Source organism: Nocardia concava NBRC 100430, from assembly GCF_000308815.1.
In the GTDB taxonomy this organism is placed as follows: Bacteria; Actinomycetota; Actinomycetes; order Mycobacteriales; family Mycobacteriaceae; genus Nocardia; species Nocardia concava.
Map to the genome: position 1 here is coordinate 23,955 of NZ_BAFX01000047.1, position 20,470 is coordinate 44,424.

24 protein-coding genes and 1 pseudogene are annotated in these 20,470 nt (G+C 67.1%); 15 read left to right on the forward strand and 10 right to left on the reverse strand.

The window, feature by feature from the left end; genetic code table 11:
* Positions 1 to 39: 39 nt before the first annotated feature.
* A complete protein-coding gene (locus ON43_RS09145; RefSeq protein WP_051178191.1) occupies positions 40 to 1,035 on the reverse strand; it encodes an SGNH/GDSL hydrolase family protein in 996 nt (331 codons plus the stop codon).
* A gap of 245 nt (positions 1,036 to 1,280) precedes the next feature.
* Here ON43_RS09145 and ON43_RS09150 point away from each other — a divergent pair, with 245 nt between their 5' ends.
* Together ON43_RS09150 and ON43_RS09155 are read left to right on the forward strand one after the other, a co-directional pair.
* The gene (locus ON43_RS09150) at positions 1,281 to 2,303 is read left to right on the forward strand and encodes a hypothetical protein (protein ID WP_040805778.1); all 1,023 of its coding nucleotides are present in this window, start codon (positions 1,281 to 1,283) and stop codon (positions 2,301 to 2,303) included.
* 222 nt (positions 2,304 to 2,525) lie between these two features.
* The gene (locus tag ON43_RS09155; RefSeq protein WP_245568518.1) at positions 2,526 to 2,747 is read left to right on the forward strand and encodes a DUF397 domain-containing protein; all 222 of its coding nucleotides are present in this window, start codon (positions 2,526 to 2,528) and stop codon (positions 2,745 to 2,747) included.
* A gap of 83 nt (positions 2,748 to 2,830) precedes the next feature.
* Here the strand turns inward: ON43_RS09155 and ON43_RS09160 are convergent, their stop codons facing one another.
* Together ON43_RS09160 and ON43_RS09165 are read right to left on the reverse strand one after the other, a co-directional pair.
* On the reverse strand, positions 2,831 to 3,742 hold the full coding sequence (locus ON43_RS09160; protein ID WP_218003227.1) for a helix-turn-helix domain-containing protein: 912 nt from the start codon (positions 3,740 to 3,742) through the stop codon (positions 2,831 to 2,833).
* Positions 3,743 to 3,949: 207 nt separating this feature from the next.
* The gene (locus tag ON43_RS09165) at positions 3,950 to 5,188 is read right to left on the reverse strand and encodes a thiolase family protein (protein WP_040805779.1); all 1,239 of its coding nucleotides are present in this window, start codon (positions 5,186 to 5,188) and stop codon (positions 3,950 to 3,952) included.
* Between the two features lie 217 nt (positions 5,189 to 5,405).
* Here ON43_RS09165 and ON43_RS09170 point away from each other — a divergent pair, with 217 nt between their 5' ends.
* The 4 genes from ON43_RS09170 to ON43_RS09185 all read left to right on the forward strand — a co-directional run bounded on the left by ON43_RS09170 (position 5,406) and on the right by ON43_RS09185 (position 11,083).
* The gene (locus ON43_RS09170; RefSeq protein WP_157513964.1) at positions 5,406 to 7,250 is read left to right on the forward strand and encodes a hypothetical protein; all 1,845 of its coding nucleotides are present in this window, start codon (positions 5,406 to 5,408) and stop codon (positions 7,248 to 7,250) included.
* Positions 7,251 to 7,267: 17 nt separating this feature from the next.
* Complete coding sequence (locus tag ON43_RS09175; RefSeq protein WP_040805782.1) at positions 7,268 to 9,007, forward strand: hypothetical protein; 1,740 nt, start codon at positions 7,268 to 7,270, stop codon at positions 9,005 to 9,007.
* 16 nt (positions 9,008 to 9,023) lie between these two features.
* Positions 9,024 to 10,721, forward strand: a complete 1,698-nt coding sequence (locus ON43_RS09180; RefSeq protein WP_040805783.1) for a hypothetical protein — start codon at positions 9,024 to 9,026, stop codon at positions 10,719 to 10,721.
* Positions 10,722 to 10,849: 128 nt separating this feature from the next.
* Complete coding sequence (locus ON43_RS09185) at positions 10,850 to 11,083, forward strand: hypothetical protein (RefSeq protein ID WP_040805784.1); 234 nt, start codon at positions 10,850 to 10,852, stop codon at positions 11,081 to 11,083.
* Between the two features lie 260 nt (positions 11,084 to 11,343).
* On the opposite strand, the gene ON43_RS44705 is transcribed toward ON43_RS09185, so the two are convergent.
* Complete coding sequence (locus ON43_RS44705; RefSeq protein WP_157513965.1) at positions 11,344 to 11,637, reverse strand: hypothetical protein; 294 nt, start codon at positions 11,635 to 11,637, stop codon at positions 11,344 to 11,346.
* Positions 11,638 to 12,060: 423 nt separating this feature from the next.
* Between ON43_RS44705 and ON43_RS09195 the strand changes: the two genes are divergently transcribed.
* Positions 12,061 to 12,768 carry a GNAT family N-acetyltransferase gene (locus tag ON43_RS09195; RefSeq protein WP_040805787.1) on the forward strand — a complete coding sequence of 236 codons (708 nt, stop codon included), beginning with the start codon at positions 12,061 to 12,063 and terminating at the stop codon, positions 12,766 to 12,768.
* A gap of 25 nt (positions 12,769 to 12,793) precedes the next feature.
* Here the strand turns inward: ON43_RS09195 and ON43_RS09200 are convergent, their stop codons facing one another.
* Positions 12,794 to 13,189 carry a hypothetical protein gene (locus ON43_RS09200; RefSeq protein ID WP_040805788.1) on the reverse strand — a complete coding sequence of 132 codons (396 nt, stop codon included), beginning with the start codon at positions 13,187 to 13,189 and terminating at the stop codon, positions 12,794 to 12,796.
* A 47-nt stretch (positions 13,190 to 13,236) separates the two neighbouring features.
* The gene (locus ON43_RS09205; RefSeq protein WP_040805790.1) at positions 13,237 to 14,040 is read right to left on the reverse strand and encodes a transglutaminase-like domain-containing protein; all 804 of its coding nucleotides are present in this window, start codon (positions 14,038 to 14,040) and stop codon (positions 13,237 to 13,239) included.
* A gap of 67 nt (positions 14,041 to 14,107) precedes the next feature.
* Between ON43_RS09205 and ON43_RS09210 the strand changes: the two genes are divergently transcribed.
* Positions 14,108 to 14,494: a DUF5994 family protein gene (locus tag ON43_RS09210; protein WP_245568520.1), complete on the forward strand. Its 387-nt coding sequence runs from the start codon at positions 14,108 to 14,110 to the stop codon at positions 14,492 to 14,494.
* 1 nt (position 14,495) lies between these two features.
* Here the strand turns inward: ON43_RS09210 and ON43_RS09215 are convergent, their stop codons facing one another.
* Positions 14,496 to 15,035, reverse strand: a complete 540-nt coding sequence (locus tag ON43_RS09215) for a DUF5994 family protein (RefSeq protein WP_157513966.1) — start codon at positions 15,033 to 15,035, stop codon at positions 14,496 to 14,498.
* A gap of 218 nt (positions 15,036 to 15,253) precedes the next feature.
* Here ON43_RS09215 and ON43_RS09220 point away from each other — a divergent pair, with 218 nt between their 5' ends.
* The 4 genes from ON43_RS09220 to ON43_RS46740 all read left to right on the forward strand — a co-directional run bounded on the left by ON43_RS09220 (position 15,254) and on the right by ON43_RS46740 (position 17,531).
* Positions 15,254 to 15,982, forward strand: coding sequence for a TetR/AcrR family transcriptional regulator C-terminal domain-containing protein (locus ON43_RS09220; protein ID WP_040805792.1), 729 nt, complete (start codon positions 15,254 to 15,256; stop codon positions 15,980 to 15,982).
* 115 nt (positions 15,983 to 16,097) lie between these two features.
* On the forward strand, positions 16,098 to 16,520 hold the full coding sequence (locus ON43_RS09225) for a DUF5994 family protein (RefSeq protein ID WP_157513967.1): 423 nt from the start codon (positions 16,098 to 16,100) through the stop codon (positions 16,518 to 16,520).
* Between the two features lie 144 nt (positions 16,521 to 16,664).
* Positions 16,665 to 17,390, forward strand: a complete 726-nt coding sequence (locus ON43_RS09230) for a GAF and ANTAR domain-containing protein (RefSeq protein WP_051178194.1) — start codon at positions 16,665 to 16,667, stop codon at positions 17,388 to 17,390.
* A 12-nt stretch (positions 17,391 to 17,402) separates the two neighbouring features.
* Positions 17,403 to 17,531: an ANTAR domain-containing protein gene (locus ON43_RS46740; RefSeq protein ID WP_174416460.1), complete on the forward strand. Its 129-nt coding sequence runs from the start codon at positions 17,403 to 17,405 to the stop codon at positions 17,529 to 17,531.
* A 68-nt stretch (positions 17,532 to 17,599) separates the two neighbouring features.
* Here the strand turns inward: ON43_RS46740 and ON43_RS09235 are convergent, their stop codons facing one another.
* A complete protein-coding gene (locus ON43_RS09235) occupies positions 17,600 to 18,343 on the reverse strand; it encodes an AAA family ATPase (protein ID WP_040805794.1) in 744 nt (247 codons plus the stop codon).
* Positions 18,344 to 18,482: 139 nt separating this feature from the next.
* On the opposite strand from ON43_RS09235, the pseudogene ON43_RS09240 reads away from it, so the two are divergent.
* Positions 18,483 to 18,656, forward strand: a pseudogene (locus ON43_RS09240) (DUF779 domain-containing protein); the annotation flags it as partial.
* 38 nt (positions 18,657 to 18,694) lie between these two features.
* On the opposite strand, the gene ON43_RS09245 reads toward ON43_RS09240, so the two are convergent.
* Both ON43_RS09245 and ON43_RS09250 read right to left on the reverse strand, forming a co-directional pair.
* On the reverse strand, positions 18,695 to 18,997 hold the full coding sequence (locus ON43_RS09245) for a hypothetical protein (RefSeq protein ID WP_040805798.1): 303 nt from the start codon (positions 18,995 to 18,997) through the stop codon (positions 18,695 to 18,697).
* A complete protein-coding gene (locus ON43_RS09250; protein WP_157513968.1) occupies positions 18,984 to 19,196 on the reverse strand; it encodes a hypothetical protein in 213 nt (70 codons plus the stop codon). The genes ON43_RS09245 and ON43_RS09250 overlap by 14 nt, the downstream gene beginning before the upstream one ends.
* Positions 19,197 to 19,237: 41 nt before the next feature.
* Here ON43_RS09250 and ON43_RS09255 point away from each other — a divergent pair, with 41 nt between their 5' ends.
* Together ON43_RS09255 and ON43_RS09260 are read left to right on the forward strand one after the other, a co-directional pair.
* Positions 19,238 to 20,266 carry a helix-turn-helix domain-containing protein gene (locus ON43_RS09255; protein ID WP_245568521.1) on the forward strand — a complete coding sequence of 343 codons (1,029 nt, stop codon included), beginning with the start codon at positions 19,238 to 19,240 and terminating at the stop codon, positions 20,264 to 20,266.
* Entirely contained in the window at positions 20,263 to 20,469 is a 207-nt protein-coding gene (locus ON43_RS09260) for a DUF397 domain-containing protein (RefSeq protein WP_040805802.1), read from the forward strand. Before ON43_RS09255 ends, ON43_RS09260 begins: the two co-directional genes overlap by 4 nt.
* Position 20,470 lies beyond the last annotated feature (1 nt).

Here is a 20,470-nt window from a genome sequence, read left to right on the forward strand (position 1 = left end):
CTTCTCCGGTGGCGGTGCTCGACCTGGGTTGGGGCCGGGTCAGTTGGTCTGTGCGACATGGCCGTAGACGGCGGCGGCCACGGCGGCGTCCCCGCGGGCCGAGGGGTGGAAGGGCAGACCGCCGTGTTGCGGATCCAGGAATCCGTTGAACCACGGATCGGGGGAGCAGAGGTCGTGACCGGCGGTCGGCGGCTTCACATCGACGAAATCGATGCCCAGCGAACCGGCAGCATAGCGCTCGGCATCCTGCAGGCGATTCCAGTACTCGACCATGGCGCGGGCCCGCGGCTGGACCCAGCGGGCGGTGCCGAGGAAGTCGGCGCACCACTGCCCGGAGCCCGCGGGCATCACCTCGGGATAACCGACCAGTTCGATCTTCGCGTTGGGCGCGTAGTACTTCACGTACTCGACGACCTTGCGCACGCGGTCGGCGTAGGCCGGGCCGGTGACCGCGGCGGGATCGGGCCACCGGTCCTCGGCGACCGCGTTCTCGTCACAGCCCCGCAGGAGGTCGAATACGCAGGTGAACACGCTCGAGGCCGCGGGGGTGACCGCACCGTCCTTGGGCCAGGCGTCGTTGAAGCCCAGCTGGATCGCGACCACCCGGGTGCGCGGACCGAACGATCCGTTCTTCGCGGCCGCGAGCGCCTCCTGGGCCAGGGTGAATCCGTCGCGGCCCGGGACCGTTTCGCCGGTCGAGGTCGTCGGCCCGGTGTCGATCGTGGCGCTCGAGCACGAATTGTTCTCGAGGTCTTCGGGATCGAGGCCCATCAGCGCGCCGAGCTGGACCGGCCACGAGGTCGGCCCGTGCAGGCAGGCACGCAGACCCGTAGTGTCCGGGTCCACGCATTTCACGAATATCGCATCGCACGGCGGGTTCGCCGTGTAGGAATCACCCAGCACGACCAGCGTGCGGCCCGGGGCCGGAGCGGGCTCGGCATCGGCCGTACCCACCGAAGCCGCCGCGGCGAGGACGCCCACGGCGGCCACGCGCAGCAGGTGAAACGCCCTGCCCGGGGTCCAGGAACTGGTCAATGCACATCCTCGTCGCGCCTACAGGTCAAGCAAAATAATGCTGTTTCACTTTATGGGCAAGCAGTTGCTCGGTGGGCGGGATTCGGACAGGAAGCCCCGAATTACTGGGGCACACAGCACTTGCCGCCGGGGCGCGCAGCACTCGCTACTCGGTTCGCCTTACTCGGTGCGCGGCCCCGGCTACGCGTCGATTCGGGTAGTTGGCTACGCGTTATCGGCGTTGCGCGCGGGGCAATGATGAGGTCATGCCGCTCCTCGGAGCGGCGGGCAAGACTCCCGCTCGAAAGAAGACCATCATGTCCAAGGCAGTCGAACAGACCCGGAGCGGACTCACCGTCGCGCACGCCGGGCTCGGGCGCGCACCCGATGGGACCGTCGATTCCGTCGCCCGGGCGGTGCACGACGGCGACACCGTCTCCATCGATCCCGCGGGCAATGTGAGCACCCGCCTGCTCGGCATGGACGCCCCGGAGGTGAGTTTCACCCTGCCGGACGCGCCGAAGACCTTCCGCTCCATCGGGTCACCGCAGTGGGCGGACTTCCTGAACGATCCGTTCGCCGCGGGGACGCCGCCGTTCGATCCGCCGCTGGCCGCGCCGCTGCTGGCCGATCTGCGGGCCCGGCTCGGCGCCGGCTGCGCGGCCAATCACGCCAAGCATGCCGGGGTGGCGACGAAGGTGCTGGAGGGGCTGGTCGACAAGGATCGCACCGACAAGGGCGCGACCCTGGAGGACTTTCGTTTCTTCCTGGCCTTCGCCACCGATGTGATCGACCGGTACGGCCGCTTCCTCTGCTACCTCAATGTCGATGTCCCCAAGGGGCAATCGCATCCGCTGACCTACAACGAGCGGCTGCTGGCGGGCGGGTTCGTCACGCCGTACTTCATCTGGCCCAATATCGATCCGTTCCGCAGGCAACCCGTGCTGACCGACGCCGTTCCCGTTCCGGGGCAACCGATCAGCGATCCGCGGCTGGATGCGGCCCGGCAATCGGTCAAGGCCGCCCGTGCCGCCCACGACGGCGTCTTCGAGACCGCCGATCCGCTGCGCCTGCTGCCGTTCGAACTCCGCTATCTGGGCCGGGTGGCCGAGCGGGGCGGGCAAACGGTCCGCACGGGTCCCGATCGCTGGGTCATCGACCTGAACGCTACGGACGGCAAACTGCTTGCGCCGCATCGGTATATCGAGATCCCGCTGCCGGAGGACCGCCTGTTCGTCCCGTCCGAGTTCCTACCGCTGTTCCTACTGAAAGGCTGGGCCGAGGCATAGCAAAATTACATATCGCAGGTGCGACTCGTACGTGCGATCCGGGCAACGGAAGTTGTCGGTGGGTCGCCGTAGTGTTGCGCTCATGAGCATTTCGATGTGCCGGCGCGCAGGACCACACGAATTCGGTTGCGCTACCGGTGGTTCGGATAGCACTGTGTCAGTCGTAAACGATACACCGAATGGGTCATGGGGAGTGACCCTCGGGGGGAAGGAATGAATGCCATGAACCGCAATATGATTCGCGGGGGCCACTGCGGCCCCAGGTTCGCGAAGAGCAGTTTCAGCTACGGCGGCGGCGATTGCGTCGAGGTCGCGTACCACGAAGGACAGATCGCGGTGCGCGACTCGAAGGATCGCCACAGCCCGACGCTGTGGTTCACGCGCTCCGAGTGGCGGGCGTTCACGTCGGGTGTCCGGGCCGGTGAGTTCGACTTCGGGGACTGACGTGAAGGTGGTGTCGCAGCGGGTTTACTGCGACACCACCACCCCCACGTGCGGCCGACCCCTCGACGGCCGCTGGAAAATGGTCAATCGGTTGCGACACGGTGGATTTCGTCCCGGAGGTCGCTGAGAAATGAACGGGCTTCGGCGTCGAAGACCGCCATTCGGGTCAAGGCGTCCCAGCGGCGGCGATGGGCGTCGACGAGTTCGGGGCCGCGGGTCACCATGCTGCCGGGGATCGGTTCGGCGGAGGCGAGGGCGTGATCCTCGTTCTCGTAGATCACGAAACCGTGCGGAATGGTGGTACTGGCCTCGATGTCCTGAGGAATCACCCCGATGGTGACGGTATCGAGGGTCTCGATCGAGATGATCCGGTCCAGCTGGGCCAGCAGCACGCGATGCGGGCCGGGCCGAAAGCGCAGGGCCGCTTCGGTAATCAGGAATTCGAAGTGCTTGGCGGGGTCGTACAGCACCCGCTGGCGATCCAGTCGCGCCGCGAGCGCGGCGGCCGCGGCATCGGGCGAATAGGGCGGATCGAAGGTCGCGAACACCCGGCGGGCGTACTCGGCGGTCTGTAGTAGGCCGGGCACCAGCGCGGGCTGGAAGTTCCGCACCACGTGCGCGTCTTCCTCGAAGGCCCGGACATCGTCCTGCAGGTGCGGGCGGCCGGCCAGCGAGGTCGTCCAGTCGCGCACCTCGGGCGAGTGCGCCGCCTCGGTGAGCGTGCGTAGCGAACTCTGAGAATCCGCCTCCGCCCCAACCGCTTTGGCCCAGTCGAGCACCTGGGGTAGTGGCGGCACCACGGTGCCCGCTTCGATCCGGGACAAAGTCGACTGACTGATCCCGACCCGTTTCGCCAACTCCCGCCCCGAGATTCCGGCAATGTCCCGCAACCGTCGCAGCTCCGTGCCCAACTGCTGGGCCGGGCGCGATTGGCGCGCAACCGAACTCGCGGCGTTAACCGCCGCGATGCTCGCGCCCCCTGCGGGTCGATTCACTGGAACCATGATGATTCAGATCGAATCATCTTGATTCACAAGAGTCAAGCGTCGCCCGGTCACACCCTGAATCAGCCCTCGAATCACGCCACGGTGAGAGCTTGCGCAGTGCAAGACTCGACCGAAAGCCGATCGGCCGGCAGCTCGGGAGCCTCTCGCGGAGGCGTCCCGAGCTACCGGCCGATCCGATTCGGCTCGCCGATGGTGTCAGGCTGTGGCGGAGGGGTTTTCGAGGACGATGGCGACGCCCTGGCCGGAGCCGATGCAGACGCCGATGGCGCCGTAGCGGGCATTGCGCTCGCGGAGTTCGGTGGCCAGGGTCAGGACGTAGCGGGCGCCAGTGGCGCCGAAGGGGTGTCCGATGGCGACCGCGCCGCCGTTGGGGGTGAGTTTTTCGTCGGGGATGGTGAAACCGCCGAGCTGGTTGGGCAACTCGCGCAGCACGCCGAGGGCCTGGGCGCTGAAGGCCTCGTGCACTTCCCACACGTCGATCTGCTCGGGTGTCAGGCCCGCCCGCTGGATCGCCAGCGGCAGTGCCCAGGCCGGCGCCAGGCCCATGTACAGCGGGTCGATGCCGTAGACCGCGGAGGACACGATCCGGGCCAGCGGTTCGACGCCGAGCTGCGCGGCACGTTCGCCCGAGGCGAGGATCAGGGCGCTGGCCCCGTCGGTCAGCGGTGTGGAGTTCCCGGCGGTCATCTGCGTGGTGCCCGGCTGCGCGGGCAGGGCCGCGAGCTGCTCCGCGGTGGTGTCGCGGATGAACTCGTCGTGCTCGAACAGCCGCGCCGGGGTCTTCCTGGTGGCCGCGATCTCGACCGGCATGATCTCCTTGGCCAGTCGCCCGGAATCCCTGGCGGCCTTGGCATTCCGCTGCGTGCGCAGCGCGAACGCGTCGATCTCCTCGCGCGTCAGCCCGTAGCGGTCGGCCACGTTCTGCGCGGTCTCGATCATGCCGATGTAGGCATTGCGCGCCAGGAGGGCCGGGTTCGCGGGGCCGCCCGCTCCGGCCCACATGGTGTCGAGCAGGATGACGGGCCCGCGCGGCCCGAACGGCGAGTCCCCCTTCATGAATGCCCATCCCGACCGTGACATCGATTCGACGCCGCACGCGATTCCGACTCCCAGGTCTCCGGCCTTGATCGCATGCGCCACATTGACGGTGGCACTCAACGACGATCCGCAGAACCGGTTGATCGTCACCCCGGCCACGCTGTCCGGGAACCCGGCCGCCAGTGCGCCCCACCGCGCGACATCGCCCATGCCTTCGTGCGCGGGATTCACGCACCCCGCGACAATGTCCTCGATTTGATCGAGCTCGACCCCGACCCGTTCGCACGCGCCTTTCATGGTCATCCCGAGCAGGTCATCGGTCCGCAAATGCGATAGCGAACCTCCGTACCGGGCAAACGGTGTCCGGACACCACCGAGCACAAACGCCTCAGTCATCAACGCTCTCCCTCGATTTGGCCAATTCCCTTTGATTTCGACGCGAGCGTACCGCCGCTCCGATTCGTCGGCCCTCATCCGGGCCGCCGCCGTTGTCCGCTCGGGTCAAAGCTGTGGCGGTCCGGGCCAACCGGCGGGTCCGGCCGCGGGATTACGGTTTGACGCCACGGGTCGTGTGGGTCGTGGATCCAATCGCGTTGTCGCTCCGGAGGAATCGGTGAGAAGACTCTCCATTCTGGTGCTCGCAGCCCTGCTGCTTCCGATCACCGTGGCACCCGCGGAAGCGGATCCGCCGGAGCGCACCGAGCGGGTCGTGCAGACGGGCGATGGTCTGATCGTCAGCGAGGTGACCAGGTACGCGCCGCTGCCGCCGAGCGCGGCCCGGCATGCCCCGGCTTGCGACTACCTCACCTACCTGCGGTATCGACTGGCGGACGGACCGGAGGATCCACAGCAGGCCGATGCCGTGATCATCGGTCAGCCCGCGGCGCTGATGGCCGGATACAGCCTGGACGGATTGGCCCGCAACCTGGAGCACCAATTGCGGGATACCGGCGAGAAAGCCGAGTTCTGGGCCGTTCATCCGCGCAATATCTGCATGTTCGATCGGACCGGGCTGCAGGCCGCCAATGACGCGCGGGATTACCACGTCGCGTGGGATTACTACTTCGAGGGCAAGGAGATCGACGGCAAGAGGTTCGGCGGATTCAAGGCCGACTGGGATATGCCCGAGGTCTCCGATATGGCGCTCGCGCAGACCGTTCGGGACCAGTACACGATCATGAGCCGGGATCTGCCGGATCCCGTTTTCCGCCAGGACCGCACGTTCTGCCTGGGCACCTCGGACGGCGGGCTGTGGGAGGCCGCGTTCGCCGCTTGGGATTTCAACGGTGATCCCGGGTACCGGCAGTGCCGGGCGCTGATCACTCCCGAGGCCGTCCCGGCCGTCGATCCGGCTGGGCTGCAACGTATTCCGGTGGCTGGCGACATTTTCGGCGCGGTCGCCTCCGTGGTCTACAGCATCTATCTGGCGTTGTTCCATCTCGGCGTGAATCTGCCCGGCGGCGATCGGCTGGCGCTGTTCCCGACGACCCCGACGCTGGGGTTCATGTTCAGCCCGCGCTGGTGGACGCTCGTTTCGATTGCCGGAATCGCGGCCACCTACCAGCCGGATGACGAAACCGATCTCAACAGGCTGGCCATGCGGGACATATTCCTGAACATCAGTCTGCGGGTGAATTTCCCCAACAACTGGGCCGATATTCTGTTGGGCACCAATGGAATCGACACCTTCCGGTTCACCAACCGGGCCTTCCTCGGTGAGTTGGTGGGCAATACCGCCGTGAACATCCCCTACCCGCCGTACAGCGTCGGGGTGCTCGACGGCGGGCCGGTGGTTCTCAAAGAAGCGCCCTTGCCGGGCAATATTCTGCCGAATATCCCTATTCTCGGTAAATACCTGGCGACCATCACCGGCACCACCAATCGTGTCGGCCCAACCGATCATTCCGTGCTGTACACCTGGCGCAGGTTCGATCAATTGGATGGGTTGCCGTATGCCGATCCGTCCAAGCATTTCGTGGACATCGATTACTTCGCCCGGCAGGTCGGCAGCCCGCTCGGCTGGGCGAATCCGTACATGGCGCTGAAATGGACGGTGGCGGACCAGATCATGATCTGGTTCGGGGCGCGGAACCAGGATCTGTCGGGCGTTCGGCATGTCGACGAGGCCAATGCGCTGCCGTCGCTGACGATCTGGTCGAAGGACAGCCTCGAAGGGGCGCTGGTTTCGCCGTTGTTCCCCAACAACACCGAATTCGTCGAGGGGCCGGTGCATTACGACATCGGCAGTGCCGCACCGGTGCAGAACAATGGCGGGCCCGATCCGTACAGCTCCCGGATCACGAGCTTCATCACGGATCTGGTGAACACGCCGCCCGGACAAGCGCAGGCGACGGGTACGCCGCCGGCCTTCGGCAGCTCGAATCCGCCGAATCTGTTGCCGCTCGGCGTCACCGGCAGCGCCGATGACGGGCGCGGCACAGGTTCGGGCGGGCACTGAGAGGCCAGGGGGTTCGGATGCGAGCGACCATCGCGATCGCGCTTTTCGCGGCGACCATGACGACCACCGCGCTGTGCACGGCCGCGGCACACGCGGAGCCGGAGCGTCGGGAGACGGTCCTGGATCGGCGCGGTGACCTCATCGTCAGTGAAGTCACCTGGGCCGCACCGCTTCCGGCCTCGGCCGGACCGCATCCCGCACGCTGCGACACCCTGTCGTATCTGCGCCTGCGCATGGCCGACGGTCCCGACGACCCGGCCGACGCCGATGTCATCTACTCCGGCCAGCCCGGATTCATCGGCGGGCCAAGGTCTTTGGGGCCGATCGCGGAGAACACCCTGCATGCCCTGGCCCGGACCGGCAAGCACGGGGAGTTCTGGGCGATGCAGCGGCGGCCGAGCTGCCTCGACGATCGGACCGGGATGGTCGCCGCCGTCGAACAGCACGACTATCGGGTCGCCATGGACTACTACTTCCACGGCGGCACCGTGGACGGGCGCACCTACGGTGGCGTCGTCCCGGTCGGTCAGCAGGCGTTCCTGAAGGACCTGGGCGTCAGATCCATCGTCGAGGACTGGCAGTACATCAACTCGCGGGAGATCCCGGATCCCGCTGTGCGCAAACAGAAGATCTATCTGGGCGGTCATTCCCTGGGCGGTCCGCTCACCGCCTACTTCGCCGCCTGGGATTTCGCCGGGCACGCCGGATACGACGAGGTCGCGGGCCTGTGGGTGCTGGACGCGCCGATGCAGCTCGACCCCGCGGACCTGGGGCGGGTGCCCGCGCTGAAGTGGGTCGTCGATCACCTGACCGGGCTGACGTATCAGGCCGCCACGGATCTACTGGGCTCCGGTCTGTTGCCGTATGCGGTGAATCTCGGCTTGGTCGATCCCGCGCTCACCGGTATCGCGCAGGCGCTGCTCGGGCTGAGCGGGATCGAGACCAATACGCTGTTCCAGCTGGTGAGCATCGCGGGCATCGCCACCCGGTTCGAGCCGACCGCGGAGAGCGAACTGCCGCGCAACCTGCCGCGGGCACCGGCCTGGGATATCGGGTTGTCCGCCTTGTATTCCCGGGATCTGTTCCAGCCCGTCCGTCCCGACTTCCGCGACTGGCGGCTGACCAACCAGGCCATGCTCGCCTCGCTGATCGACAGCAATACCAATCCCACGCCGTTCTCGGCGGGGCTCGGAAGTTACGACGGACCGGTCGTGGAGCGGAACATGCCGGTGCCGCTGTCCTGGTTCACCGATCTGCCGATGGTCGGCCCGCAGCTCAGGACGATCGTGCGACCCCAGGTGGTGCCCGCGGATCCGGCCGGGCGGCTCAACGGCTGGCGCAACTACGACACCCTCGCCGACGAACCGGCGGCCCCGGATGCGGGCGGACAGCCGTTCGCGACGCCGCAGGAAAAGGTCTGCGACATGGAGCAATTCGCCTACTACTTCGGTGGCGGCGAGCTCGCGGTGGGTTCGCCGTACGACACGGTCCGCACGGCGATGGACATCGTGTACGGCGTGCTCGGCGCCAAGTCCGGTGATCTCGCGGCGCTGCGGCATCCCGACTATCTGTCCCGCGTGCCGTACGTCCGGCTGGCCAGCGGACTGTGGCAGCTGGCCTCGATCTTCGGTATCGACGCCGAACCGACCACCTATCTCACCAACCTGCGGCATCTCGACTTCCCGTTCAGCGGCGCGCCGTCGAACGACGGGAGTCCCACCGCCGCCGATGCGCTGGTCGAACTGACCCGTCGCTGACTACCGGGAAGGAACAATGGTCACGCGAAAGAGGTTCGCGCGCTGGGTGATACCGGCTCTGTGTGCGGCGCTGGTACCGATTCACGCCTTGGCCGCACCGGTGCCCGACGAGGTGCGCACCGAGACGATCGTGGAGGCGGACGGGGATATCACCGTCAGCCATGTACGGCTGTTCGATCCGCTGCCCGCCGGTGCTCTGCCGCATCCGGCCGCCTGTGATTGGGTCGAATACCTGCGCTACCGGCCCGCTTCCGGCCCGGCCGATCCGCAGCAGGCGGACGCGGTGGTGCTGTCCCAGGTCGGTGCTTGGCTGGGGGCGACCTCGATGGGCCTGTTGGCACGCAACACGATTCACGCACTCGGCGCACGGGGCAAGCGGATCGAATGGTGGTCGCAGCCGCGCCGCACCACCTGTCTGTTCGACGACACCGGCCTGCACGCGGCCGCCGATGCGCACGATGGCCGGGTCGCCTTCGATTACTACTACGGGGACAAGGCCGTCGAAGGACACCGCTTCGCCGGATTCCATTCGAATGCCGAGCTGGGCTGGCTCGCCGACATCGGCCTCGCCCGCTACGTCGAGGACATGCACACCGTGCTCACCCGCGAGCTGCCCGACCCGGATATCCGGCGCGCCAAAGCATTCTGCGGCGGCACCTCCGACGGCGGCCTGGTCGCAGGGGCCTTCGCAGCATGGGATTTCGGCGGTGGCGAAGAGAACGCCGGATACAACCAGTGTGCGGCGTTCCTGGGCATAGATTCACTGATCTCCACCGACCCGCTTGCCTTGCAGTCGATTCCGTTGCTGCGCGAGACCGCTGGATTGGGCAGTGGCCTGTCGTATCAGGCTCAGGTCGCGGCCTTGCACGCCGGGATTCTTCCGGTGAGTTTCACCGGAATCCCTTATGTGGAACCGCGTTTCTACACCCTGCTCGCCGCACTGGGAGCCGCCGCCCACTACGCCCCGGACGAGGAAACCGACCTGCACCGCCGCCTGCCCGCGGACTGGATCGACGAGATCTCCACCCGCCTCGCCTTCGCGGGAACCTACGCCGACCTTTTCGGTGGAGGTAATACGTTGCGCGACTTCCGCTTCACCAACACCGCCCTGCTCGGCATGCTGCTGGGCGACCACACCCTCAACGTCGGCCCCATGCAGTTCGGCATCGGCGCTCTCGACGGCGGCCCGGTGACCGCGAAGACCGTACCCTGGCCCGACAACCCGGCCTCACCGCTGAGCGCCGTCACCGGCCGCGGCCCGCGCATGATCCCCACCGACAAAACCGCCCTCTACACCTGGCGCGACTACGACCAACTGGACGGAATCGACTACGCCCCACCCGGATCCGAGGTCGTCAGCATCCACGACCTGTCCACCGCCCTCTCCACCGCCCCCGGCGAATCCCTAGGCTTCCTCGACCCCTACTTCTCCCCCCGCTTCCTCATAGACATCCAATCCGCCTTCACCGGAACCCGAACCGCCGACCTCGCCCCCATCCGCTTCAACGACCGCATCCGCCAACGCCCCGTCCTCACCACCGTCGGCACCAAATCCTGGATCGCCGTAGCCAAACCCCTCTTCCCCGCCGACACCATCTACCTCGACAACTACACCCACACCGACGTCAACATCGCAGCCACCCACCAGCCCGCCGACCACCCCGAACAAGTCAGCACCACCATCGCCGACTTCATCCTCCGCAACCTCACCTGACCTGGGTCTGCAGCGGTTTGCCGAATCGGGGCGCGTATGGCCGTGTTTGGCGCGTGCCGGCCGTGTTTGGCGCAATCGGTCCCCGTGGCTCGGAGAGGGATCGCGCCCGGTCCTGCAGAATGCCCAGGGTGACACTGTCGGGCCGCGACAGCGGCGAGGTCAGGGGTAGCGAGCCGGTCGAGGCGATAACCGCGGCGAGCGTCCGGCAACTCATCAATGAGGTACTGGCCCGCTACGGGTCGGTCGAAGCATTCTGCGACTACCTGCGCAGCCTGCTCGATTCCCCCACCGACCAGCTCCCTGCCGCGGCCCTGGCGGCACCGGTCACGGTCGGCCGCCACCGACGCCGCGGACCCGCCTGACCGTTACTCCGTGGACTCCTGCGACCACTGTTCGGCGGGCGACTATAGAAGGTGACCTGGCCGATCGCCAGCGCCAAGGTGGTCAACGCCTCCATCACCATCGGTAGTTCTCGAATTTCCGCAGCGAACCCCTACAGGTGAGGGACTCGCCGCGATAACCGACAGTGAACGGCAGGCCGCGGCCGAGATCGATGACGGCGGCAGACCCGATCAGCGACCCGGCAAGAATCGTCACCGGCCGCATCGGCGGATTCCGGTGGCTATTTCGTCTCGGGCCAGAGAGTAGGTCCGGGATCGCAGACCTGCGCGGGCTGTGACCGCCGCGCCGGTCCGCTACCGGCGTCGAAGGTCCACTGCGAAATCGGGCCCGCGGCCTTCCAGAACAGTTGCCCGCCATCGGATACGGCCTCGTACATGGCCTCATTGCCGTCGACCAGTTGAGCGCCGACACAGTAGTCGTTGTACTCGGTCCCCGGCTGTATGGCTCCGACACTGAACAACCCCGCCGGGTTCGTGAGGGCGCCGGGATTCGCCACCGTGCTCGCCCCGCTCACGGCTGCTCCCCGAGACCACCGCGGCACACCGGAAGCCCCTGTCCCACAGCTGAAATTCCAGCCCCCGGCCACCACCGTCGCGCCCTGTGCATGGGCCGTTCCCGCCCACAGACAGTCGCCGGGACTCGCCGCAGCCGTCCCCTCGGCCACCCCGACCAACCCGAAGGCACTGGCCGCTGTCACCAGAACCGCGATCCCCCAGGGCATTTGATACTTCAAAGAAGGCTTCCGCATGCAGTCAATCGTCTCGCCGGCCTCGATCACACACATCCGGTCGCCACCCCCAACCCCGCCTCCGGAATCTCCCCGGCACATCCCTGATCGGGTACCGGGTATCGGAATCCGGATGAGTGCAACCGGTTCGGGTAGTAGTACGCCCCGCTAACGTCTTGTGGTCGGACGCCTGATGCGGAGGAGTGTGCCTTGACCACGGAGTCGGTCGTAGATGTCGAAACCTCGCTGCACCCGCTGGATGACCCGGTGCGGTCGTCACTGCGCGGTGTACACCGGCGGTTCGCCGCATGGGAGGGCCGGATCGGGCGCTACGACCCCGAGGTCGCCCGGTTCTTCGGGCATCCACCCGTCCTGGAGGAACAGGACTGGGCTGACTTGGCCACCCTGCTCGGACCGGGCGGCGTCACCGCACTGCGCGGCCACGGACACGTACCGCCCGACGGCTGGAAAACACTCGACACCATCGAATCGGTGCAGATGGACGGTTCGGGCCTACGCGTCGCCCACGACCCCGACCTCGAGGTACTCACCCCGGCCGACGTCCCCGAGATCCTCGAACTGATCGGCCGCACCGAGCCGGGCCCGTTCGCACCCCGAACCATCGAAATGGGCACCTACCTGGGCCTTCGATCCGAGGGCAGACTGATCGCCATGGCCGGCGAACGCCTGCGCCCACAGGGCTGGACCGAAATCAGCGCCGTCTGCACCGACGCCGCCTTCCGCGGCCGCGGCCTCGCCACCCGCCTGATCCGCGCGGTGGGCGCCGGCATCCGCGACCGCGGCGACACCCCGTTCCTGCACGCGGTCGCCCACAACACCACCGCGATAAGCCTCTACGAGACTTTGGGATTCACCCTGCGCAAGCGCTCCCGGCTCACATTCGTGCAAGCGCCGTAACCGCCGGTGGAATGCGGGGGCGCGATCAGCGTCGGCCTCGGTCGTATTCGTATGCGTTGTTCGGCAGGGCGGGGCGGGTCGGTACCTGGGTAATCCGCGCGCCGGTCGCGATCCCGATCTGTCCGAGCGTGGTCGGCATCATGCACTCCCGGCCCGCCTGGATGCCGGGCTGGTCGGCGAATCCGGTGTCCGCCTTGAAATATGGGCCGAACAGCTGGCCTGAGGCGAGACTCATGCCGAAGCAGTCCACCTCCAGGATGTAGCTGCCATCGCCACCGCAATGCGCCGTCGCACCGGTCGGCCCTTGGTTCACTACGCAGTCCTGCGGTTCCGCCGCCGCCGAACCGGCCGCGATCGAGATCATCGTCGCCAAGCCGCCGACGAGGGCTGACATGCTGACGACCTTGCTGGTGCTGCCCATGCTCGTTCTCCCTATCGGTGTCCATCGGATGTCGCTGCGGCTGTTGCTCAGTTGATCGTGGCCGATTGCTCGATGTCGTCGATCGGCAGGGGGCCGTCCACGGTTGCGCTGACCCATACCGCGTTGAGGTTGATGTCGCCGCCGCGGTGGGAGAGGAAGGCGATGTCGGAGGCGTCGCGGCCGGTGGCGATGCGGACCAGGGTCGAGCGCGGAGCGAGCATGGTCGGATCCAGCGCCTGCCAGGTTTCGTTCACCCACGCCTCGGTCACCGAGTGGAAGTCCATGGGGAAGCAGCCGGGTGCGTAGACCGATGCGACGCGGGCCGGTATCCCGATGGCCCGCACGAGTGCGACCACCAGATGCGAGTAGTCGCGGCACACCCCGGTGCCGGACAACAGCGTCTCGACGGCGCCGTCGACGGGGGTGCTGCTGCCCGCGACATAGCGGATGCGGCGGCCGACCCAGGACGAGATCCGGGCAGGCATATCGGGATCGTTTGTGCCGCTGCCGAATTCGGAAGCGGCGAAGCCGAGCAGCCGGTCCGACTCGGCGAATCGGCTCGGCCGCAGATACAGGGTGTGATCGTAGTCGGAGGCGTCCTGCGGCAGTGCCGTGCCCAGGGTAGTGGCGCGATAGTCGACCTGCAGATTGCCTGCGCCGGAATCGAATACGTGAATTCGGCTGCCGTGGGGGCCGTTGACCTCGCGGGGCACGATCGTCTGGCCGTCGAGCGTGAGGACCATCGATTCGGTCAGGTCGAGCCCCGGCTGCCGGGCGACGGCGATCTGCAGTTCGAGCGTCGCGGGGGAAAGGACCGCGACGTCGAGATGGGCGGAGACGTCACGCTTCATTCCCTGATCCTCGCAGGATGCGCAGGAGTTCGGGGTATCCCGGAGATCCGGCCCGCCACGGCTGCTGTTGCGTGCGAACGATGCCGGTGCCGGACCCATCGATGGGGCCTGGTGGCCGCGAACCGCGGACCCGATGACCGAGCTGCACCAGGTGATCGAGGCGATCGGCCCGGTGCTGGGGCAGCTGGTTCGCGTCCGATTCGATTGGGCCGCAGCGGGATCGGTCTTCGATGCCGCCGCCGGTGCGCACCCTGATCGCGGCGGGTGCGTCGGCGGCATCATGCACCTGCTCGGATCGCGCGACGCGCGGCTGGCTCTGCTGGTGGTTCCGGCGGATACCGCGCCCGCCCTTGCCGCGATCCAGATGCGTTGGGCTGCGGGGCAACCGCTGCCCGACGACCGAATGGCGTGCGCGGTGTCCACCACGAGCCCGATGGGTCCACGCCCGGATTGAGTCAGTTGGGCGTCGACGTGCGTTCGGCCCAGCGGCGAGCAGCCGTCCGCCGCACGGTGCGTTCGCGCCGGCACCGATTACCGGTTCGCAACAGGTCGTGCACCGTCGGTGTGCCGTTCGCTGTGGCGGCGGCGGTCATCGCCGAGCACGCGTCGGTCGGCGCGGTGTCGGGCGGCACCACCAGGAGCACGAGTCTGCGGTCGCGCAACCCGATCAGTTCGACGGTGTGCGCGGGGGAGTAACCGTGCCAATCGAGCCGCACCGGCTTTCCGGCCACACTCAGCGCACGGGTGGGCGTATCCCAGTCGGTCAGGTAGTACGCGACCCTCAGGACCGGACCGAAGTTCGCCGCGACGGCCGTGATCAGGCCGGGGAGCTCGGCCACGAGGTCATTGGTATAGGGCCACCAGCCGCCGTCCACGTAACCGGTTTTCGGAGCCCACCGCTTCATCAGCACACGCGGCATCGGCACCCCCCGACCGGATTGGGCGTCGATATCGGGGCGGGCCGGCCGTGGCGGGTGAATCGGATGCGTCGTCATGGTGTGCGGATTGTCCTGTCTCGGCCGTGAGCGGCTGGTTCTCCGGGCATGTTGCGCCTACGCTGGTCGAATGAGACGTAGGCCTACACTGTTGACATTCTACCCACGCCGCGTGGCGAACGGGCGCGCAAATGGCTGATGGCGTGGCCGCCCGTCAACGCTGTAGCTCTACACTCGGCCGAGCAGTGCAGATTCCGATCGGACGGAGGGCATCCTGAATGGCCGAACAGCCTGTCAATCACAGGAATTCGCGATCGGCGAACCCGCGGTCGGCGCCCGGCGCGCGGCGGGACGCGCCGATCACCCGGGCGGTGGTGTTGAACGCCGCCCTCGAGATCGTCGATCGGGACGGGGTCGACGGGTTGTCGATGCGGCGGCTGGCCGAGGCGGTCGGGCGGGATCCGATGGTGATCTATCGGCATGTGCCCAACAAGGCGGCGGTGCTGGACGGAGTGGCCGAGATCGTGTTCGACCAGCTGTCGGTCGACACCACCGATTCGGACTGGGCCGGACAACTGCGGGTGGTCGCCCGCGAATTCCGCCGGCTGGCGCTCGAGCATCCCCGGGTGGTGCCGCTGTTGGTGACGCGGCCGCTGGCGACGCCGTTGGGACAGCGGCCGCCTGCGGTGGTTCGCCCGCTGGAGGGGATCCTGGAATTGCTCACTCGCGCAGGGTTTTCCGGTGTCGATGCGCTGCATGTCTACCGTGCGCTGTTCGGGTTTCTCTACGGGCACGTGCTCAACGAGCTGCAAGAGATCGTGGAGCGTCCCGAGGAAACCGACGAGGTGCTGCGCCTGGGGTTGTATCGACTCTCCATCGAGGAGTTCCCGCTGGTGCGCGAGCTGGCGCCGGAGCTGGCGGCCTACGACGGCGCGGCCGAACTCGAGCGCGGTCTCGACATCCTGCTCACGGGTTTGGCGGCGACCCTGCCCGACCTGGGGAAATGACCACCCTTTTCGTGCCTCGACCTCGGGGTCACGGTTGTCTACGGCGTTAATCTACGATGTAGACTATCGTTGTGGTTGAGGGCGCGGCTCCGCTACTTCGAAAGCAGGCATGCTCATGATCACCTTCGGCGACGTTCTCCGGCTGGGCAGACACGACCGATCCGCCGGGCGTCATGAGTCCCACGACGGCAGGCCTCGTCTGCGATTGAAGGCACGGGGCCAGGACGACGGCTATATCGACGGCGAGTGGTGGCCCCGTTCCACTGATCTCTGTGCCGAGCTGCCGAATCTATTGGCGGCGCTCGCGGTTCGGCTCGGGCCTGCCCGGCGTGTGGTCTACGACCGGGTCAGTTGGTCGAGGGTGCCGCGGCGGGTGGTTCTCGGCGGTCGCGCGGTAGAGCTCGATGCCCACCGATTCGAGCTGGGCAATACCTTGTACATCTTCGGCAGCGCCGGCGGCATGATCGTGCTGCGCGTGGTCACCACGGCCGACGACTACGCCGCGGCCTGCGCGACCCTGATGGACCGAGACGCCTGATCGCCCGTCCCGAACTACCGTTGGCGTGGAGGCGCGGCTCCATCTCCGGGGTCGGCTCCGCAAGAACAGACGGGCGTCGGATATGAAGGCCGGCCAGGCTGATGTTCGAAATCTCCGTCGGCTCATGGCGAGTGGTCGATCATCGTGAGCGGCTTCGATCCGGTGGGTTCGGAGCGCTTCCTCGCCGCGCTGTCGGCCGTGCCGCGTTCGGTCGTCGGTCCGTCGCGCATCGCGATGGCGTGTGTGGACGTGCTGGCCGTGCAGCGCGCCGCGATCGCGGTGGGCGTCACCGAGACCGGCTGGGAGGTATTGTGCGCCAGCGATTCGGTCGCCGATCGGTTCGAGGCGTTGCAGGCCACCGCCGGGCAGGGCCCCGGGATCGACGCGGTCGTGCGCGGCGAGGCGGTCGTGGTCGAGGATCTGGCCCTGATCCAGCATCGGTGGCCGCTCCTGGCCGCCGCGATGACCCCCGGCGAAACCGGTGCGGTGTATTCGATTCCGCTGCAAGCCGGTGCCGCCCGGCTGGGTGTGCTGGATCTGTTCAATGAGAAACCGGGGCTCCTGGATGGCATCCAGTGGGCGGCGGCGTCCTCGGTCGCCATGATGGTGACGATGATCCTGCTGTCGGATCAGAGCGCCGACGCCGAGAGCGCCGAAATGGTGTTGGGGCAGTGGTGGAGTTCCGCGCCTCGCACCCGAGAGATCCATCAGGCCAGTGGGATGGTCGCCGTGCAGCTGGGGATTCCGGTCCGCGATGCCTACTCCCGCCTGCAGGCCCACGCATTCGCCCACGGGTTCACCCTGGCCGAGGTCGCCGCCGATGTGGTGGCCCGCCGCTTGCGCTTCGGTCGCGGTCCCGAGATGTCCTGACACACAACGGAGATGGAATCCGCCTTCGGACAATTGCGCGGCTACGCCCGCGCCCACAACCTGCGCCTGACCGCCCTCGCCCGTGCCGTCGTGGAGGGGACCTCCGAGATCGGACCCCTCCTCGACGGATCCGCTCCCTGACCTCGGCGGGCCGGCGTCGTAGCGCAGGCCGTATCGCCGGCACCGGGTTCGCACCCCGGGGCAACAGGTCAGTCGAGGAGTTCGTCGAGGTATTTGGCGGGGTTGTCGAGGAAGGTGCGGGTGATGCGGTAGTGCTCGGTGTCCTCGTATTCGACGAGTTCGAAGCCGTCGTCGCCGATTTGGTAGATCCAGGCGTCGGGGTAGGACATCAGGATCGGGGAGTGGGTGGCGATCAGGAATTGGGAACGGGCGCGGACGAGTTCGTGAATGCGGGCGATCATGGCCAGTTGGCGGCTCGGGGACAGGGCCGCTTCCGGCTCGTCGAGCACATAGAAACCGTGCCCGCCGAAGCGATGCATCAGCAGCGCGAAGAATGACTCCCCGTGCGATTGTTCGTGCAGCGACACCCCGCCGTAGGAGGCGATCACCGGCGGTCCGGGCGCGGGTTCGCGGTCCAGATCCTCGATATTCGTGGCCACATTGAAGAAGCTCTCCGCCCGCAGGAAGAACCCGTCCCGCGGCTTGTGCACCGACTTCACCAGCCGCAGATGCTCATTGAGCCGCGAGTGCGAACTGCGCGTCGCGAAGTTGAAATTCCGCGTCCCGCCTTCCGGATTGAAGCCCCAATCCGTGGCAATGGCCTCCAGCAGCGTCGACTTCCCGCTCCCGTTCTCGCCCACGACGAACGTCACCCGCGGATGCAATTCCAGTTCCGAGAATCCGCGCACCACCGGCAGCGAAAACGGATACTCGTCGAAGGACGGCACCCTCGCCCGATCCAGCACGGCTCGCCGAACGTAGGGCGCGCTCACCCGCGCCCCGCCTCGTCTATCAGTCGCGCCGTATCCACCCGGACAGTGTGCCCGGAAATAGCTGTGTTCGCCTCGGGGTTCTCACCCATTCTCTGTTCAACCTCGGAGGACGGCCCCGGTCCGATGCGGTGTGACCGGACAGCTGGTCCTCGACGCGGTTCCCGGCCGCGGCGCGGGCTTCAGCCTCGAGGCGGAGCAGCCCATCACCGGCGCGGCGTGGGAACAAGGCCGCCGCCCCACCACCACCACCTTCACCGAACCGCAGGTTGTCGCCCATGCCGTCGATGCCTGCCCGATCCCCGGGCGGACCTGACCGCCGATACCAGCGCTCGGCGCGGATGGCGTGGACGTTCAGTTCACCGGTGCCACGTGGCTGCGGATGGCTTGCTCCACAGGCTGATTCGCGTCCGCGGCACCGGATGGTTCCGCACCGTTGAGGATCTCGTCCAAGACGGGTGCGCGATCGAGTGTCGCCGGAATGCGATGCGTTTCCCTGGCGCTCACGACGACCGCGAGCAGCACCGCGGCGTACACGCGTGAACGCGGCACCGTCAGCCGCAACCCGCATTGCTCCGCCGCGCGGATTCGCGCCTCCACGGTGTCGAGAACATCCTGGATCACCTGCAATTCGATCGCGGTGTCATCGCGCGGCATGACGGCCCGCCCATCGCAGCACGCCGTCGCCGAACAACGCCACCTCGAGCAGTGCGAGTCCGTAACGCCACACGCGCCGCTGCTGTCTCCGATGCGCCGCCGGGTATCGCCGCGCGTGCCGGCCACTCCCGCCCTTCCGCCGCTCCGCCTCGACCCGTTCGATGATGGACTGGACCGACCACTGATTGCCGTCGGACATCGCGATCTCCTCCCTGTCGTCGCTGCGCCACCAGCACACCAGTGAAACGCGCAGGTCTAAGCGAAATCGGACGTTCCGAACAGAATTGGTCCGATTCACCAGGGTGCGGTCCGACAGCGGCGTACCGTCTGTTCCGCGATGGCGTGTGTTCCCGTTCCGAAAATTCCGAGGATGCAGACATGGCCGACGATGACGAGCCCTCGACGCTGCCGCGGCGACAGCTCGGCCGCTTTCTCCGGGAAGCCCGTGAAGGACGCGGATTCTCGATGGATCGTGCCGCGAGCCTGGTGGAGCTGAGCAAAACAGCGTTGCACCGGATCGAGACCGGCGGGGTGAAGAAGATGCGCGTCCGCGATATCCGCGCCCTGTGTGAGTTGTACGAGGTGAACGAGGCAGACACGGCGCGTGCGGTCGAGTTGGCCGAGCAGGCGCGAAACCCGTCCTGGTACACCGCTTTCAGCGGGCTCTACAGCGATGCGACCTTCAATATGTATGTCGGGCTGGCGGCGTCCGCGCGGCGGCTGATCGCCTACCACGAGATGGTCTTGGGATTGGTGCAGACCGCCGACTACGCCAGGACTCTCATCAGCGCCTTCTATCGGGACGGCAGTGCCGAAGACATCGATCGCCGAGTCGAGCTGCGTTTGAAACGGCAGACGATCATTACTCGCAAGGTGGATCCGGTGCAGCTCGAATTTCTGCTGCACGAATCCACATTGCATCGGGTCGTCGGCAGCCCCCGGATCATGGCCGCCCAACTCAAGCATCTGGCCGAGGTCAGTACGCTGCCGAACGTCTCGGTGCGAATCCAGCCGTTCGCCAGCGGCTACGCATGGGGAATTCTGCACGGCCCGTTCGTGATTCTGGATTTCGGCACCGCCGCGCGGGGTCACCGCGTCGAACCACCGCTGGTGTACTGCGAGGGCAACGGCAAACCCGATCTCTACCTCGAACACGCCGACGACGTGCAGCGCTACATTGACATTGCCTCGGCGGTGCGCCGAACCGCCCTGGACGAAACGCGTACGCGAGACCTGCTTCGGCAGGTGGCAAGGAGCTATCAGACATGAGTGCCGACCTCACCGGAGCGACCTGGTTCAAGAGCACCCGCAGCGGCGGCCAAACCGATTGTGTCGAGGTGGCGTGGCTGGCGGATGGTGTTGTCGGCGTGCGTGATTCGAAGGATCCCAGCGGCCCGGCGCTGACTTTCGCGCCGGAGGCGTGGGATTCGTTCACCTCCGGCGTGGTGCTCGGAGCCTTCGACCGCACATGAT